This window comes from Streptomyces sp. NPDC026301 (assembly GCF_055567935.1).
Genome location: NZ_JBVHPN010000005.1, coordinates 264,418 through 279,109 on the forward strand (window position 1 = coordinate 264,418; position 14,692 = coordinate 279,109).

Sequence of the window (14,692 nt, forward strand, 5' to 3'; positions counted from 1 at the left end):
ATTCTTCCGCCTCGGGTGCCCCGGGTACGGCCGGGGTACGACACGCCACGTCGGCGTGGCACGAACGGGGCCGGAATCCGGCGCCCCGGTGTGCGTCAGGAGTGTGCGGGCCCCGGCTGTGCGGGGGCCCCGGCTGTGTGCGGGCCCCGGCGGGCTCAGCTGTGGCCGAGCAGCTCCTCGGCCGGTATCAGCTGTGGCCGAGCTCCTCGGCCGGCTCGCCCTCGGAGACCGAGCCGCTCGTGCGGTCCGGGCGCAGCGGCATCGGCTCGACGACCGTCTCGTCGATGACCGGCGGCGCCGGGCGCGGCGGCTTGGGCATCACGGCGGCCTCGGAGTGCCCGCCGCAGCCGTACGCCAGCGACACGACGCGGCCGTCCGCCGGGGAGAACTCATTCGCGCAGACGCCGAACGCCTGCCGCAGCGAGCCGGCGAGCGGTACGAAGAAGCCGCAGCTCATGCAGGCGGCGGGCGCGGCCTGCGCCATCGGGGTCTTGGCGCCGTACGCCTCCTCCCAGCGGTCGGCTGCGGTGTGCAGGCCGTACCGGGAGAGCACCCGGGCGCGGCCCAGGCCCAGCTCCTCGGCGACCGCGGCGATGCTGCCGCGGGCCGGCGCCGTCGCCTGCTGTGCGGGGGTGCCGGCGATGACGTCCGCGTCCTCGGCCTCGGCCAGCTCGGCGAGCGGGCCCCTGGCTGCTTCTGCGGCCTCGGCGGCCTGCGTGGCGTCCTCGGCCCCGGGGGCCCGTGCGAGCCGCGCCGCGTCCGCCAGGTCCACCGCTGTCGGGCCCGCCGCCTCGGCGTCCGGCGAGCCGGGCGCGACCGGCGACACGCCCACGCCGCCGTTGTCGCCGAAGGTCTCGTCGGCGGCGAACCCGGGCTCCAGCCGCAGGTCGTCCGCCTCCGTGGGCAGCAGGTCGCCCGGGCCCATGTCGCCGGGGCGCAGCCGCTCGCTCCAGGGCACCCACTCCGGGGCCAGCAGCGCGTCGGGCCCGGGCAGCAGCACCGACTCGTCGAGCGTGACGACCTTGGCCCGGGAGGCGCGGGCGACCGTGACGGCCCAGCGCCAGCCGCGGTAGCCCGGCTCCTTGCATTCGAACAAATGGGTGACGACTCGGTCCCCGTCGGCCACGGCGTCGACGTGCTCACCGACCATGCCCGGCAGGGCGGCCTCCTCGGCCGCCGCACGGGCGAGTTCGACGGCCTCGGCGCAGAGGCGGTCGGGCGTACGGCTTCGCATCGCAGCACTCACAAGAATCGATTCTCTCTTCCACGCCGTCTCACGAGCGCGCCGGCCGGAGCCGTCCTGAACCTGTTCGGACGACCGACGGGCCGGGGCGGGCGGAGCGGACCTGGGGACCGCGTCGACGTCCGCGCCCGATCAGCCCTCCAAAAGCAGCGCACCTCTACGAACCATTCTGCGGGATCGTGGCAAGGCGCGCGGCCAAGAGCGACCGCCGGTGGCGCGCTACACACGCTACCCCTTCAATCGTGTACGACCCCCCGGCGGGAGCGGCAAATGTCACCGGCAGCCGCCACTGGCCCCTCCGCCGGGCCCTCAGAACCCGGGCAGGAACCCGTGGAAACTCATGGAAACTGCCATCAGTTGGGCGAGTTGAGGCAGCGTTTGGGGCAGTATGACGACGTGGCCGCCGTCAGGGCATCGACCAAGGGCAGGGGCGGGCCGGCCCGTGGCGCGGGCCGGGCCGCGGGGCGCGCGGGCCGCGCGTGCCGGGCCGCCGGGACCGCCGTGCGCCGGCCCTTCGCCGCCGCCGGGCGCGGCGTCCGCCGGGCGACACACGCGCACGGCGCGGGCGAGTCGGGCCTCGGCAAGCTGATCGAACTGCACGCGGTGAATTCCGCGGGCGACATGCTGATCACCGTCGCACTCGCCTCGACCGTCTTCTTCTCCGTCCCCACGGACCAGGCGCGCGGCCGGGTGGCCCTGTACCTCGCGGTCACCATGGCCCCCTTCGCCCTCCTCGCGCCCGTCGTCGGGCCGCTGCTGGACCGGGTGCCGCACGGCCGGCGCGCCGCGATGGCCGGGGCGATGCTGGCCCGCGCGGTACTGGCCCTGACCATGTCGGGCGCGGTGGCCACCGGCGGCCTGGAGCTGTATCCGGCCGCGCTCGGCGTGCTGGTGTCCTCCAAGGCGTACGGCGTGGTGCGCTCGGCGGTGGTGCCCAGACTGCTGCCCCGCCGCTTCTCGCTCGTGAAGGCCAATTCCCGGGTCACCCTGGCGGGACTGGTGGCCACCGGCGTGGCGGCCCCGCTGGGCGCCGGGCTGCACCTGCTCGGCCCGGCCTGGCCGCTGTACGGCGGGTGTCTGGTGTTCGCCGCCGGAACGTTCCTGTCCTTCTCGCTGCCGCACAAGGTCGACTCGGCGCGGGGCGAGGCGCCGGCGCCCCTGGCGGCGGGGCAGCGGGCGCGCCGCCCCCGGCCCGGGCTGCGGACGGTCGGCCGCTCCGTCCTGCACGGCCTCCGGGCCAACTCCGCGCTTCGTGCGCTGTCCGGCTTTCTCACCTTCTTCCTGGCGTTCCTGCTGCGCGAGCAGCCGCTGGGCGGGCTGAGCCCGGCGCTGTCGCTGGGGCTGGTGGCGGTGGCCGCGGGCACCGGGAACGCGCTGGGCACGGCCATCGGCGCCTGGCTGCGGGCCCGCGGCCCGGAGGTGATCATCGCGGTGGTGCTGGCGCTGGCCCTGGGCGTCACGGTCACCGCCGCGGCCTTCTACGCCGTGCTGGCGAGCGTGATGGTGACCGCCACCGCCGCGGCCGCCGGGCTGTGCCAGGCGCTCGCGAAGCTGTCGCTGGACGCGCTGATCCAGCGGGACGTGCCGGAATCCTTCCGTACGTCCGCGTTCGCCCGGTCCGAGACGGTGCTGCAGCTGTCGTGGGTGGTGGGCGGCGGGCTGGGCATCGCGCTGCCGCTGCACGGCGTACTGGGCCTGGCGGTGGCCTCGGCCGTACTGGCCCTGGCAGCGGCGACGACCGTGCGGGCACTGCTCACGGCGGACCGTCGGCACGGTCCGGCGCGCGCCCGCGTGGCGTAACCGGAGGCCACCGGGCGCGGCACGCACCGTACCCGCGCGACGTGCGGGCCCGGCGGCCAGATAGCCTGCCCGCATGACCGCGTTCTCCTCCTCGCTCCGGGGCAAGGGCCGCCGTGCCGCCGCCGCCGCGGGCGCCGTGTCCCTGGGACTTCTCGTCCTCTCCGCCTGTGACCAGCCCACGCCGCGGGCCACCGTGACCGCCGGCCAGGACAGCGTCACCGCCGAAGCCTCCTGCTACGAGGACGGCAAGACCCTCGGCGACCTCACCGCCAAGGACAAGGCGGAGCAGGCGAAGTTCGAGAAGTGCCTGACCTCCGAGCCGGACCAGACGCTCACCGTGCACCCTGGCGACAAGGTGCGCCTCGGCGTCGAGCCGGACATGGCCGAGCAGGGGTGGATCGCGATGTCCAACGGCATGCCGATGACCAGCCTGAGCAAGCAGACCTACACCTCGGTCGACGGTGACCAGGTCTTCTACAACCAGCAGACCCGCCAGATGTCGGACTCCACGACGATCTCGATCATGACGTCCAAGGGCGGCAAGTACACCGGCATCTGGAACATCAAGCTCAACCGCGCCTCGTCCTGAGTGCCGCACCCGAGCCGCCCGGTCCCCTGATGCACATCCTGGTCGTCACCGCCGTCCCCGCCGAACGCGACGCGGTCACCGCCGCGACGGCGGGACAGCCTGAGAGCATCCCCGTACCGGGCGGCTTCGCGCTGCACCGCACAGGGCAGCCCGACTCCGCCGAGGGCCCGTACGCCCTCGACGCCCTCGCCGCCGGCGTGGGCCCGGCCGCCGCGGCGGCCGGCACCGCCACCGCGCTGACCGCCGCCGCGCTCGGCGGCCGCGCTTACGACCTCGTGGTCTCGGCCGGCATCGGCGGCGGCTTCGCGCCCGGCGCGCCCGTCGGCTCGCTCGTCGTCGCGGAGGAGATCGCCGCCGCCGACCTCGGCGCCGAGACCCCAGACGGCTTCGTGCCGGTCACCGCGCTGGGCTTCGGCACCGACGCGCACCGCCCGCCCGAGGACCTGGTCGCGGCCGTCGCCGCGGCCACCGGCGCGCTGCCCGGCACCGTCCTCACCGGCTCCACCGTCACCGGCAGCGCGGCCCACGCCAAGGAGCTGCTGGCCCGCCACCCGCGCGCGCTCGCGGAGGCGATGGAGGGCTTCGGCGTCGCCGAGGCCGCCGCCGCGCACGGCGTGCCGGTGCTGGAACTCCGTACGATCTCCAACCCCGTCGGCCCGCGGGACCGCGCCGCCTGGCGGATCGGGGAGGCGCTCGCCGCCCTCACCGCCGCCTTCGCCGATCTGCCGCGAGCCCTGTCCTCAAGGAGCACGCCATGAGCCAGGCGCTCAGGATCGCGTTTTCGCCCTGCCCGAACGACACGTTCGTCTTCCACGCGTGGACGCACGGCAAGGTCCCCGGCGCCCCGGCGCCCGAGGTCACCTTCGCGGACATCGACCTCACCAACGGCATGGCCGAGCGCGGCGAGCTGGACGTGCTGAAGGTGTCCTACGCCGAGCTGCCCTGGGTCCTGGACGAGTACGCGCTGCTGCCGTGCGGCGGCGCGCTGGGCCGCGGCTGCGGCCCGCTCGTGCTGACCCGGGACGCGGCGACGCCCGCCGACCTGGCGGGCCGTACGGTCGCGGTGCCCAGCGAGCGCTCCACGGCCTACCTGCTGTTCCGGCTGTGGGCCGCCGACCAGGTGCCCGGCGGCGTGGGCGAGGTCAAGGTCATGCCGTTCGACGAGATCATGCCCGCCGTGCGGGACGGCCTCGTCGACGCCGGACTGGTCATCCACGAGGCCCGCTTCACGTACCAGAACTTCGGCCTGACCTGCCTTGCCGACATGGGCGAGCACTGGGAGACCACAACCGGGCTGCCGATCCCGCTCGGCGCGATCATCGCCAAGCGCTCGCTGGGCGAGGAGCGGCTGCGCGAGCTGGCCCGCACGATCACCACGTCCGTACGCATGGCGTGGGACGACCCCGAGGCTTCGCGCGACTACGTCCTGGCGCACGCGCAGGAGATGGACCCGGCCGTCGCGGACCAGCACATCGGCCTGTACGTGAACGAGTTCAGCGCGGACCTGGGCGAGGACGGCTACGCGGCGGTGCGCGGACTGCTCACCCGTGCCGCGGCCGAGGGGCTCGTACCGCCCCTCGCCCCGGATGCGCTGAAGTTCGTATGACGGATGCCCCCGCGGGAGACCGCGGGGGCCTGTCCGAAGCGGTGCGGCCCTGCTCAGACGTCCAGTTGATCGGCGACCGCGCGCAGCATGCCCGCGATCTTGCCGCCGTGTGCCTTGTCCGGGTAGCGCCCGCGCTCCAACTGCTGCGCGACGCCCTCCAGGAGCGTGGTGAGGTCCTGCACGATCGATGCCAGTTCGTCGGGCTTGCGCCGCTGGGCGGCCGCGATCGAGGGCGCGGGGTCGAGGAGGGTCACCGAAAGCGCCTGGTCACCACGCTGGCCCGCCACCACGCCGAACTCGACGCGCTGGCCCGGCTTGAGTGCGTCCACGCCGGCGGGCAGCACCGAAGAGTGCACGAAGACGTCACCGCCGTCGTCGCGGGAGAGAAAGCCGAAGCCCTTCTCGCTGTTGAACCACTTGACCTTGCCGGTAGGCACGTCTGTCCTCGTCCTCGTACTCGTCGGGAAAACATGGGGTAGCTGCGCACACAACAGCTCTGGATAGCAGTGCAGCGGGTCTGCGACCCGCCGCTACCCAAGGCTAATGGTCCGGGGCCTGGTGACAAGACGTCGCCGGGTGGTTCCTCAGCGCTTCCGGCCGGGGACTTACCCTGGTCGTGTGTCTGACAATCCTTCCGTCCGGGGCGCGGCCCCGGCGACCCCCGAAGGTCCGCGCGCCGGGGACCTGCTCGTCCGGATCGGCGCGATCGTGTTCCTTATTGGCGCCTTCGCCACTCTCGCGACGATGACGCCCCTTTTCCTCGGTTCCGCCCCACTGCCCTGGGTCTTCTACTGGGTGTGCATGCTCATGGGCGCGGGCTTCCTGATCGCCGCCGCAGGCGTGCTGCGGTCGGTCGCGGCCCAGCGCCGTCAGGCGCGCGAGGCCTCCGCCGCGACGTAGCTCTCCAGCCAGGCGGGGAAGGCGGCCAGGCCGGGCAGGACGACGTCCGCGCCGGCCGCCCGCAGCTCCTCCTCGGAGCACGGGCCCGTGGCCACCGCGACCGAGAGCGCGTCGGCGGCCCGGGCGCCGCGCACGTCGCCGGTGTGGTCGCCGACGTAGACGCTCGCGCCGTACTCGCGCAGCGCCTCGGCCTTGCCCTCGGCCCACAGCGAGCCGACGACCGCGTCCGCGTGGATGTCCAGGTGCTTCAGGTGCAGCTTGGCGTTGGGCTCGTACTTGGCGGTGACCACGATGGCGCGGCCGCCGAGGCGCTGGACGCCTGCGATCGCCTCGCGCGCGCCTTCCATGGCGAGCGTGCCGGTGATGGCGTGCTCGGGGTAGAGCGCGCGGTAACGGTCGGCGATCTCGGCGACCTGATCCTCGGGGAACCAGTTGCGGATCTCCTGCTCCAGCGGCGGCCCGAGCCGGGTGGTCACGAGGTCGGTGTCGATGTACGTACCGGTGGCCGCGGAGAGCGCGGCGTAGGCGTCCTTGATGCCCGGACGGGAGTCGATCAGGGTCATGTCGAGGTCGAATCCGACCGTCAAGGTATGCGTGGCCATGGCACCCATTGTGCCTCTGGCACACACGGCCACGATCCGTACACTTAGCGGAGCCTTACCTTCAGCCTCTGCAGGCGTACGCCTCCGCACGTCTGCGTACGCACCCGTCTGAACACCGCGCTCCCCGCGAAAGGGAACCGATGTCAGTCGCCCTGGCCGGCAGCCCCAGAAGCCCTCTGGTGCGGCGCCGCATCCGCTGGACCGCCGCGGCGGCGCTCGCCCTGCTGCTCGCGGTGCTGCTCTCCCTCGCGGTCGGCAGCCGCGCCTTCCCGCCGCGCGAGGTGATCGACGCGCTGCTGTACGGAGGCGACAGCGAAGCGGCCCAGGTCGTGCTGTTCCTGCGGCTGCCGCGCACCCTCGTCGGGCTGCTGGTCGGCGCCGCGCTCGCGCTGGCCGGCACGGCGATGCAGGGCATCACCCGCAACCCCATCGCCGACCCCGGCATCCTCGGCATCAGCCAGGGCGCCTCGGCCGCCGTGGTGCTGGCCATCGCCTTCGCCGGCGTCCACTCGCTCTCCGGCTACGTCGGCATCGCCTTCGCCGGCGCCGCGCTCGCCGCCGTCTTCGTGTACGCCGTCGCCGCGCGCGGCCGCGGCGGCGCCACCCCCGTCAAGCTCGCGCTGGCCGGCGCCGCGATCAACGCGCTGCTCGTCGCGGTGACCATGGCCGTGCTGACCACGAAGGCCGCCGCGCTGGACGAGTTCCGCTTCTGGCAGGTCGGCTCGCTGACCGGCCGGGACGCCGCAGTGGCCGCGCAGATCTGGCCGTTCCTGCTGGTGGGCGCGGTACTGGTACTGGCCGTCGCGCGCGGCCTGGACGCCCTGGCGCTCGGCGAGGACGTCGCACGCGGGCTCGGCCGGCAGGTCGCCACCGTACGGATCGTGGGCGGGCTGGGCGCCGCCGTGCTGACCGGCGCGGGCGTCGCGGCGGCCGGGCCCGTCGCCTTCGTCGGCCTCGCCGTGCCGCACCTGGCCCGCGCGCTCGTCGGCGGCGACCACCGCTGGGTACTGCCGATGGCCGCGCTGCTCGGCCCGGTGATGGTGCTGGTCGCCGACACCGCGGGCCGGCTCCTCTTCCCGCCCTCGGAAGTGCCCGCCGGGGTGATGACCGCCCTGATCGGCGTCCCGTTCCTGGTCGCCCTGGTCCGGCGGAAGGCGGTGGCCGCATGACCTCCACTTCAGCCGTTCCGGCTCCGATACGCCCGGCCGGATACGCGCTGCTGCGGGCCGGCCCGGCCGCCTTCCTGGTCCACCGGCGGGCCACGGCCGTCGCCGCCGTGCTCGCCGCCGTACTGGCCGCCGCCTGCGTCGCGTACCTCTCGCTCGGCGAGCGCTCCGTGGCGCCCGGCGACGTACTGAAGGTGTTACTCGGGCAGCCCTCGCCGCACGAGCTGGTGGTCGGCACGCTGCGACTGCCGCGGCTGTGCGTCGGGCTGCCGGCAGGCGCCGCCTTCGGCCTGGCCGGCGCGCTCCTCCAGACCGTCGCCCGCAACCCGCTCGCCGGCCCCGACATCATCGGCATCACCCAGGGCGCGAGCGCGCTGACCGTCGGCGCGCTGACCTTCGGCGTCGGCTCCTCCGCCGTACTGCCGTACCTGTCCGTCGCGGGCGGCCTGCTCGCCGCGGCGCTGGTGTACCTCTTCGCCTGGCGCGGCGGCCTGCACGCCACCCGCTTCGTCCTGATCGGCATCGGCATCGCCGTCGCGCTGCGCTCGGTCACCCAACTGTTCCTGACCAAGGGCGACTACCTCGTGGCGCAAAAAGCCCAGGTCTGGATGGTCGGCTCGCTCAACGGCCGGGGCTGGGCCGAGGCCGTCCCGCTCGGCTGGTCGCTGCTCGTCCTGCTCCCCTGCGTCCTGTGGGCGGCCCGCGCGCAGCGCACCGTCTCGATGGACGACGACACCGCGACAGCCCTCGGCGTACGACTGGGCCGCACCCGGCTCGGCCTCGCGACCCTCGGCGTCCTGCTGGCCGCGCTCGCCACCGGCGCCGCGGGCCCGGTCGACTTCGTCGCGCTGCTGGCGCCGCAGATCGCCCGCCGGCTGACCCGCACCGCCCAGATACCCCTGCTCTGCTCGGCGCTGCTGGGCGCGTGCGTCGTGGTCCTCGGCGACCTGCCGGCCCGCATGCTCTTCGCGCCGACCGAGCTGCCGGTCGGCGTGCTGACGGCGGCCATCGGCGCCCCGTACCTGATCCATCTGCTCGTACGAGGGCACAGCGTCCGCCGCCGTGCCGCGGGAGGAAGCGCGTGACCACGACCGGCGACCGCACCGCGAGCAGACTCACCGCCCGCGGCCTGACCCTCGCCTACGAGGACCGGACCGTCGTCGACGGCCTGGACCTGGACGTGCCGCACGGCGCCGTCACCGTCATCGTCGGCCCCAACGCCTGCGGCAAGTCCACCCTGCTGCGGGCCCTGGGGCGGCTGCTGAAGCCGCGCCGGGGAGCGGTGCTCCTGGACGGTACGGACCTCGCCCGCCTCCCCACCAAGAAGATCGCCCGGTCGGTCGGCCTGCTGCCGCAGACGCCGGCCGCGCCCGAGGCGATCACCGTCGCCGACCTGGTCGCGCGCGGCCGCCAGCCGCATCAGCACTGGTGGCAGCAGTGGTCGGACGCGGACGAGCGCGCGGTCACCGAGGCGATGGCCCGCACCGACATCGCCGACCTCGCCGACCGGGCCGTGGACGAGCTCTCCGGCGGCCAGCGGCAGCGCGTCTGGATCGCCATGGCGCTCGCCCAGGAGACCGACCTGCTCCTGCTCGACGAGCCCACCACCTACCTCGACATCGCGCACCAGGTCGAAGTACTCGACCTCGTACGGCAGTTGAACCACGAGCGCGGCCGGACCGTCGTCGCCGTCCTGCACGACCTCAACCAGGCCGCGCGCTACGCCGACCACCTGGTGGCGATGAAGGCCGGGCGGATCGTCGCCCAGGGCCCGCCCGCCGGGACCGTCACCGCCGGCCTGGTCCGCGACGTCTTCGGCCTCGACTCGGTCGTCGTCCCCGACCCCGTGACCGGCTCCCCGCTGGTCGTACCCGGCCGGCCCTGGCAGTCCCCCGCCGGCGGCTGACCGTCCCGCTCCCTTCCTCGAAAGGGCCGCCATGGTCTTCACCTCCCGCACCCTGCGCACCGTCCGCACCGCCACCGTGCTCGCCGCGGCCGCCGTCACGCTGACCGCCTGCGGCGCCACCGGTGCCGTCGGTTCCAAGAACGGCTCCGACGGCTCCCGCGGCTCCGACGGCGGCTCCTTCGAGGCCGCCGCCTGCCCGGCCCAGCCCGAGACGAAGTGGGCGAAGCCGGCCGACGGCGCGCACACCGTGCCGACCGCCATGGGCCAGGTGAAGGTGCCGGCGCATCCGAAGCGCGTCGTCGTTCTGGACACCGCCGAGCTGGACTCCGCGCTCACCCTGGGCGTGCGGCCGGTCGGCGCCACGCACGCCGACGTGGCCTCCGGGTTCCTCGCGTACCTGCCCAAGGAGAAGGTCGCCGGCATCAAGGACGTCGGCACGATCGGGTCGCCCGACATGGAGGCCGTCGCGGCGCTGAAGCCGGACCTCATCCTTACGAGCAAGGTCCGCGACGGCCAGCGCTACGAGCAGCTCAAGAAGATCGCCCCCACGGTCATGACCGAGACCACCGGCTACCCGTGGAAGCAGAACTTCGCCACCCACGCCGACGCGCTGGGCCGGATTCCGGCGGGGAAGCAGGCGGCCGCCGCGTACGAGAAGCACGCGGCGCAGGTCACCGACGCGCTCGGTGGCGCGAGGGCGGCGGCGGAGAAGACCACCAACGTCGTCCGCTTCGTCGAGGGCGCCGACACCCGCGTCTACGGCTGCCGGAGCTACCTCGGAACGATCCTGGACGACGTCGGCACCGCGCCCACCGACGTGGTGAAGAACGCCGAGGACGGCCTGATGACCGAGGTCGGGCCCGAGCAGATCACCCGGGCCGACGCGGACGCGGTCTTCTACTCGGCGTACGGCAGCCCCGAGAAGTCCAAGGAGAGCCAGGTCACCGGCGGCGCGCTGTGGAAGAACATGAAGGCCGTCAAGACCGGCCACGCCTTCCGCGTCTCCGACCAGCTCTGGCTCCAGGGCATCGGCTACACCGCCGCCGACAAGATCCTCGACGAGCTGCAGAAGGACCTGACGAAGTAACGGATCGTAACGGGATCAGCGCGGCCGTCGCCGCATCCGCCACACCAGGAACACCGCGGAGGCGACGGCCGCGATGCGCACCACCATCGGCAGCACATCGGTCAACTCCGGCCCCAACTGCCCCTTGGCGAGCGGCTCGCCCCACTTGCCGGCGAGCCGGCCCCACAGCCAGACCAGTACGGAACCGCACACCAGCCCGGGCACGCCCAGCGCCGCGAACTTCGCCGCGGCGCGCGAGAGCGTGCGCGAGGAGTACGCCACGAGCCAGCCCGCGGCCAGCGCCAGCCAGCTGCCGATCACCGCGCCCGCGACCAGCAGCACGACCGCCAGCAGCAGCACCGGGCTCGGCTTCGGCCGCGGCGCCACGACCGCCTCGCCGGCCTCCTCGGCCGCCGGCTCCGCGGCGGGCACGGCCGCGGCCTCCCGCCGCCACGGCAGGACCTTCCCCGTGGCCTTCTTCAGCACCCCCGGCAGCCCGCGCCGCCCGGCGTCCTCCGTCCCGGCCGCGTCCTCTTCCTCCTCCTCGTCGGTCTCCGGCGGCCGCCGTATCTCCGCGATCTCGATCCCGCCGACGAACCCCGGCACGGTCTCCCCGGCGGCGTACGGCTCCGCCGCCACCCGCCACCAGTCCGGCTCCTCCTCGTCCAGCGCGTCCCGGTCGCCCAGCTCGTCCAGGCCCGCCAGATGCGGCGGCGCCGCGCCCTGCTGCGGCACCATCGGCTGCGCGCCGTCCCGCGGCGCGGGCAGGGCGGTCGCCTTACCCGGCCGCTTCAGCAGCGAGGGCAGCGCGCCGGGCCTGCGCTCCGCCGTGCCGCCGGGCGGCTCCTCGGGCACCGGCTCCTCGCCGTTCACCGCCGCGGTCACCACCGCCTCCGGCGTGCCCAGCCGCGCGAGGATGCGCTTGACGTCGTCGCCGCCCCCGGCGCGTCTCGCGTCTATCTCCGACCGCAGCCGCGCGACGAGCCGCATCCGCTCCCTGGCCGTCAGCCCCCGCCCCTGCGCCAGGTCCCCGACCCGGCTCAGATAGTCGAAGACCAGCTGATCACTCTCGATCCCCACCGAAACACCCCTGCGCCAGGCCGATTCCCGCCGCTCCGACGGTACCCCCGCGCGCCGCCGATACCGCGCTTTTCCACAGGCGGCGAATGCCGGTTTTCCACAGGCGCCGGACGCCGGTGCCGGGCCCGTGACCGTCGGACCGCCCGCCGTCAGGCGGTAACGTGGGGCGAATGAGCGGCAGCCATCCGTCCCCCCGCACGCTGGCCGAGGAGTTGCGCAACCGGCCGGACGACGACCTGTCCGCTCTGCTGCGGTCCCGCCCCGACCTGCTCAACCCCGTCCCCGGTGATCTCACCCAGCTCGCCACCCGCGCCGGCACCCGCGCCTCCGTGGTCCGCGCCGTGGAACGGCTGGACGCCTTCGCGCTGCAGACGGCCGAGGCGCTGGCCATCGCCCCGGACCCCTGCCCGTACGACACGCTCGCCGGGCTGATGACGGGCGACGAGGAGGAATCCGGTACGGACTCCGGGCTGCGGGCAGCCGTCAGCGAGCGCCTCCCCGACGCCCTCGCGGCGCTCCGCGCCCAGGCCCTGGTCTGGGGCCCCGACGACCGCCTCCGGCTCGTCCGCACCGCCCGCGAACTGCTCACCCCCAGCGCCACCCGCCCCTCCCCCACCGGCCTCGGCCCCACCGTCGCCGAGGCCGCAGCCGGCATGTCGCCCGGCCGCATCCAGGAGATCGTGACGGCCGCCGGGCTGCCCACCACGCCCGACCCGGTCACCGCCGTCACCGCGCTGACCTCGCTCTTCGAGGACCGCGCTGCCATGGCGGCACTGCTCGACGGCGCGCCGGCCGAGTCCCACGCCGTACTGGACAGACTCGTCTGGGGCCCGCCGTACGGCGCGGTGACCGCGCAGCCCGCGCCGCACCTGCGCTGGCTCCTGGACCGCGGCGTGCTGCTCCCGGTCGGCCCGCGCAACGTCGTACTCCCCCGGGAAGCCGCCCTGCATCTACGCGCCGGGCGCGCGCACCGAGCGCCGGAGCCGGAGCCGCCCGCCCTCGCGCCGGCCACCGCGCGCGACCCGGAGATGGTGGACCGTACGGCGGCCGGCCAGGCGTTCACCGCGCTCGCCACGATCGACGAACTGCTCAAGGAATGGGACCTCGGCGGCCCGCCCGTCCTGCGCGCCGGCGGCCTGAGCGTCCGCGACCTCAAGCGGACCGCGACGGCCCTGGACACCGGAGTGCACACCGCCGCGTTCTGGCTGGAGCTGGCGTACGCGGCGGGGCTGGTGGCCTCGGACGGCGAGGCCGACGAGCGGTACGCGCCCACGCCCGCCGCCGAGGACTGGCGGCAGCTGCCCGCCGAGGAGCGCTGGGTGCGGCTGGCCACCGCCTGGCTGACCGCGACCCGTACGGCCGGCCTGGTCGGCACCGCCGACGCCAAGGGCCGCACCCTGGCCGCGCTCGGCCCGCACCTGGACCGCTCCCCCGCCCCGGAGGTACGGCGGCGGGTCCTCGCGCTGCTCGGCGGCCTCCCGCCGGGCACGGCCGTGCCCCAGGACGCCGTACTGGCCCGGCTCCGCTGGGAACGGCCGCTGCGCGCGGCAGTTCAGGCCACTCCCGGCGCCGCCCCGGACAACGGCCAGGCCCCCGACCACAACGCCGCACAGAATGCGGCGCACGCCGCTCCCCAAGACCTCCGCTCCCGTATCGCTCTGTGGTCCCTCCACGAGGCCGAGCTGCTCGGCCTCACCGGCCGCGGCGCCCTCGCGGGCCACACCCGCGCGCTCCTGGAGACGGGCCCGGATGGTGAGGACACCCAGGCCCGCCGGGCCGCCGCCGCGGCCCTCGCCCCGCTGCTCCCCACCCCGCTGGACCACGTCCTCCTCCAGGCCGACCTGACCGCGGTCGCCCCCGGCCCCCTGGAACGCCCGCTCGCCGACGCCCTCGACGTGCTGGCCGACGTGGAGTCCAAGGGCGGCGCGACGGTGTACCGCTTCACGCCCGGCTCGGTGCGCCGCGGCCTGGACGCCGGCCGGTCGGCGGCGGACATCCAGTCCTTCCTCGCGGCGCACTCCCGCACACCCGTACCGCAGCCGCTCGCCTACCTGATCGACGACGTGGCACGCAGACACGGGGTGCTGCGGATCGGGGCGGCCTCCGCGTACGTCCGCTGCGACGACGACGCGCTGCTGAACGAGATCATGGCCGACCGGCGCGCCGACGGGCTCCGGCTGCGCCGCCTCGCCCCGACCGTACTGGCCGCACAGGCAGCACCCGACGCGCTGCTGGAAGGCCTGCGCGCGATGGGGTACGCGCCCGCCGCCGAGTCCGCCGAGGGCGATGTGGTGATCGCCCGCACCGACGCCCACCGCACCCCGCCGCGCACCGCACCGGCCCCCGTCCCCGACGGCCCGCCGGCCCCCGACACGACGCTGCTGGAGGCCGCCGTACGGGCCATCCGCGCGGGCGACCTCGCGGCCACCGCCGAGCGCAAGCCGGGCCCGGAGGCCGCGGCGCCCACGCCGGGCCGGCTGCCGCGTACGACCTCCGCCGAGACGCTCGCCACCGTGCAGGCCGCCGCGCTGACCAACTCGGCGCTGTGGATCGGCTACGTCAACGCCGACGGCGCCGCCAGCCAGCGCGTCATCGCGCCGGTCCGGGTCGAGGGCGGCTTCGTAACGGCGTACGACCACACCGCCGACGAGGTCCGCACGTACCCCCTGCACCGCATCACGGGCGTCTCGGAGCTCGCGGACGACGCCGCGTCCTGACGGCTTCCCGACCACTT

General features: G+C 74.9%; 14 protein-coding genes. 10 read left to right on the forward strand and 4 right to left on the reverse strand.

All coding sequences use genetic code 11. The features are described 5' to 3' along the window. Window positions 1-187: 187 nt before the first annotated feature. Window positions 188-1,234: a DUF3027 domain-containing protein gene (locus tag ACZ4MH_RS10870; RefSeq protein ID WP_351594756.1), complete on the reverse strand. Its 1,047-nt coding sequence runs from the start codon at window positions 1,232-1,234 to the stop codon at window positions 188-190. A 387-nt stretch (window positions 1,235-1,621) separates the two neighbouring features. Between ACZ4MH_RS10870 and ACZ4MH_RS10875 the strand changes: the two genes are divergently transcribed. From ACZ4MH_RS10875 to ACZ4MH_RS10890, 4 genes are all read left to right on the forward strand, one after another. Further along, a complete protein-coding gene (locus ACZ4MH_RS10875) occupies window positions 1,622-3,043 on the forward strand; it encodes an MFS transporter (RefSeq protein WP_467754465.1) in 1,422 nt (473 codons plus the stop codon). A 73-nt stretch (window positions 3,044-3,116) separates the two neighbouring features. Then, complete coding sequence (locus tag ACZ4MH_RS10880; protein WP_351589690.1) at window positions 3,117-3,632, forward strand: hypothetical protein; 516 nt, start codon at window positions 3,117-3,119, stop codon at window positions 3,630-3,632. Window positions 3,633-3,661: 29 nt separating this feature from the next. After that, window positions 3,662-4,390, forward strand: a complete 729-nt coding sequence (locus tag ACZ4MH_RS10885; RefSeq protein WP_351589687.1) for a futalosine hydrolase — start codon at window positions 3,662-3,664, stop codon at window positions 4,388-4,390. Beyond that, window positions 4,387-5,238 (forward strand): 1,4-dihydroxy-6-naphthoate synthase, encoded by an 852-nt coding sequence (locus ACZ4MH_RS10890; RefSeq protein ID WP_351589685.1) that lies wholly within the window; start codon window positions 4,387-4,389, stop codon window positions 5,236-5,238. The genes ACZ4MH_RS10885 and ACZ4MH_RS10890 overlap by 4 nt, the downstream gene beginning before the upstream one ends. A 53-nt stretch (window positions 5,239-5,291) precedes the next feature. Here the strand turns inward: ACZ4MH_RS10890 and ACZ4MH_RS10895 are convergent, their stop codons facing one another. Then, window positions 5,292-5,675: a cold-shock protein gene (locus ACZ4MH_RS10895; RefSeq protein WP_031056479.1), complete on the reverse strand. Its 384-nt coding sequence runs from the start codon at window positions 5,673-5,675 to the stop codon at window positions 5,292-5,294. 181 nt (window positions 5,676-5,856) lie between these two features. Here ACZ4MH_RS10895 and ACZ4MH_RS10900 point away from each other — a divergent pair, with 181 nt between their 5' ends. Next, complete coding sequence (locus tag ACZ4MH_RS10900; protein WP_351589681.1) at window positions 5,857-6,138, forward strand: hypothetical protein; 282 nt, start codon at window positions 5,857-5,859, stop codon at window positions 6,136-6,138. Here ACZ4MH_RS10900 and ACZ4MH_RS10905 read toward each other — a convergent pair. After that, window positions 6,108-6,740 (reverse strand): HAD family hydrolase, encoded by a 633-nt coding sequence (locus tag ACZ4MH_RS10905; protein ID WP_351589678.1) that lies wholly within the window; start codon window positions 6,738-6,740, stop codon window positions 6,108-6,110. The genes ACZ4MH_RS10900 and ACZ4MH_RS10905 overlap by 31 nt on opposite strands. 140 nt (window positions 6,741-6,880) lie before the next feature. Here ACZ4MH_RS10905 and ACZ4MH_RS10910 point away from each other — a divergent pair, with 140 nt between their 5' ends. From ACZ4MH_RS10910 to ACZ4MH_RS10925, 4 genes are read left to right on the forward strand one after another with little or no spacing between them, the layout of a single operon-like run. After that, complete coding sequence (locus tag ACZ4MH_RS10910; RefSeq protein ID WP_351589676.1) at window positions 6,881-7,909, forward strand: FecCD family ABC transporter permease; 1,029 nt, start codon at window positions 6,881-6,883, stop codon at window positions 7,907-7,909. Beyond that, the gene (locus tag ACZ4MH_RS10915) at window positions 7,906-8,991 is read left to right on the forward strand and encodes a FecCD family ABC transporter permease (protein WP_351589673.1); all 1,086 of its coding nucleotides are present in this window, start codon (window positions 7,906-7,908) and stop codon (window positions 8,989-8,991) included. Before ACZ4MH_RS10910 ends, ACZ4MH_RS10915 begins: the two co-directional genes overlap by 4 nt. After that, on the forward strand, window positions 8,988-9,812 hold the full coding sequence (locus ACZ4MH_RS10920; protein WP_351589670.1) for an ABC transporter ATP-binding protein: 825 nt from the start codon (window positions 8,988-8,990) through the stop codon (window positions 9,810-9,812). Before ACZ4MH_RS10915 ends, ACZ4MH_RS10920 begins: the two co-directional genes overlap by 4 nt. Window positions 9,813-9,843: 31 nt before the next feature. After that, on the forward strand, window positions 9,844-10,899 hold the full coding sequence (locus ACZ4MH_RS10925) for an ABC transporter substrate-binding protein (protein WP_351589667.1): 1,056 nt from the start codon (window positions 9,844-9,846) through the stop codon (window positions 10,897-10,899). A 15-nt stretch (window positions 10,900-10,914) separates the two neighbouring features. Here ACZ4MH_RS10925 and ACZ4MH_RS10930 read toward each other — a convergent pair whose 3' ends face one another. Beyond that, a complete protein-coding gene (locus tag ACZ4MH_RS10930) occupies window positions 10,915-11,958 on the reverse strand; it encodes a hypothetical protein (protein ID WP_351589664.1) in 1,044 nt (347 codons plus the stop codon). A gap of 170 nt (window positions 11,959-12,128) precedes the next feature. Between ACZ4MH_RS10930 and ACZ4MH_RS10935 the strand changes: the two genes are divergently transcribed. Then, on the forward strand, window positions 12,129-14,675 hold the full coding sequence (locus tag ACZ4MH_RS10935; protein ID WP_351589662.1) for a helicase-associated domain-containing protein: 2,547 nt from the start codon (window positions 12,129-12,131) through the stop codon (window positions 14,673-14,675). Window positions 14,676-14,692 lie beyond the last annotated feature (17 nt).

Coding starts and splice junctions, on each gene's coding strand:
- ACZ4MH_RS10870 (WP_351594756.1), bottom strand. CDS start 1,234: ATGCGAAGCCGTACGCCCGACCGCCTCTGCGCCGAGGCCGTCGAACTC.
- ACZ4MH_RS10880 (WP_351589690.1), top strand. CDS start 3,117: ATGACCGCGTTCTCCTCCTCGCTCCGGGGCAAGGGCCGCCGTGCCGCC.
- ACZ4MH_RS10885 (WP_351589687.1), top strand. CDS start 3,662: ATGCACATCCTGGTCGTCACCGCCGTCCCCGCCGAACGCGACGCGGTC.
- ACZ4MH_RS10890 (WP_351589685.1), top strand. CDS start 4,387: ATGAGCCAGGCGCTCAGGATCGCGTTTTCGCCCTGCCCGAACGACACG.
- ACZ4MH_RS10905 (WP_351589678.1), bottom strand. CDS start 6,740: ATGGCCACGCATACCTTGACGGTCGGATTCGACCTCGACATGACCCTG.
- ACZ4MH_RS10910 (WP_351589676.1), top strand. CDS start 6,881: ATGTCAGTCGCCCTGGCCGGCAGCCCCAGAAGCCCTCTGGTGCGGCGC.
- ACZ4MH_RS10915 (WP_351589673.1), top strand. CDS start 7,906: ATGACCTCCACTTCAGCCGTTCCGGCTCCGATACGCCCGGCCGGATAC.
- ACZ4MH_RS10925 (WP_351589667.1), top strand. CDS start 9,844: ATGGTCTTCACCTCCCGCACCCTGCGCACCGTCCGCACCGCCACCGTG.
- ACZ4MH_RS10935 (WP_351589662.1), top strand. CDS start 12,129: ATGAGCGGCAGCCATCCGTCCCCCCGCACGCTGGCCGAGGAGTTGCGC.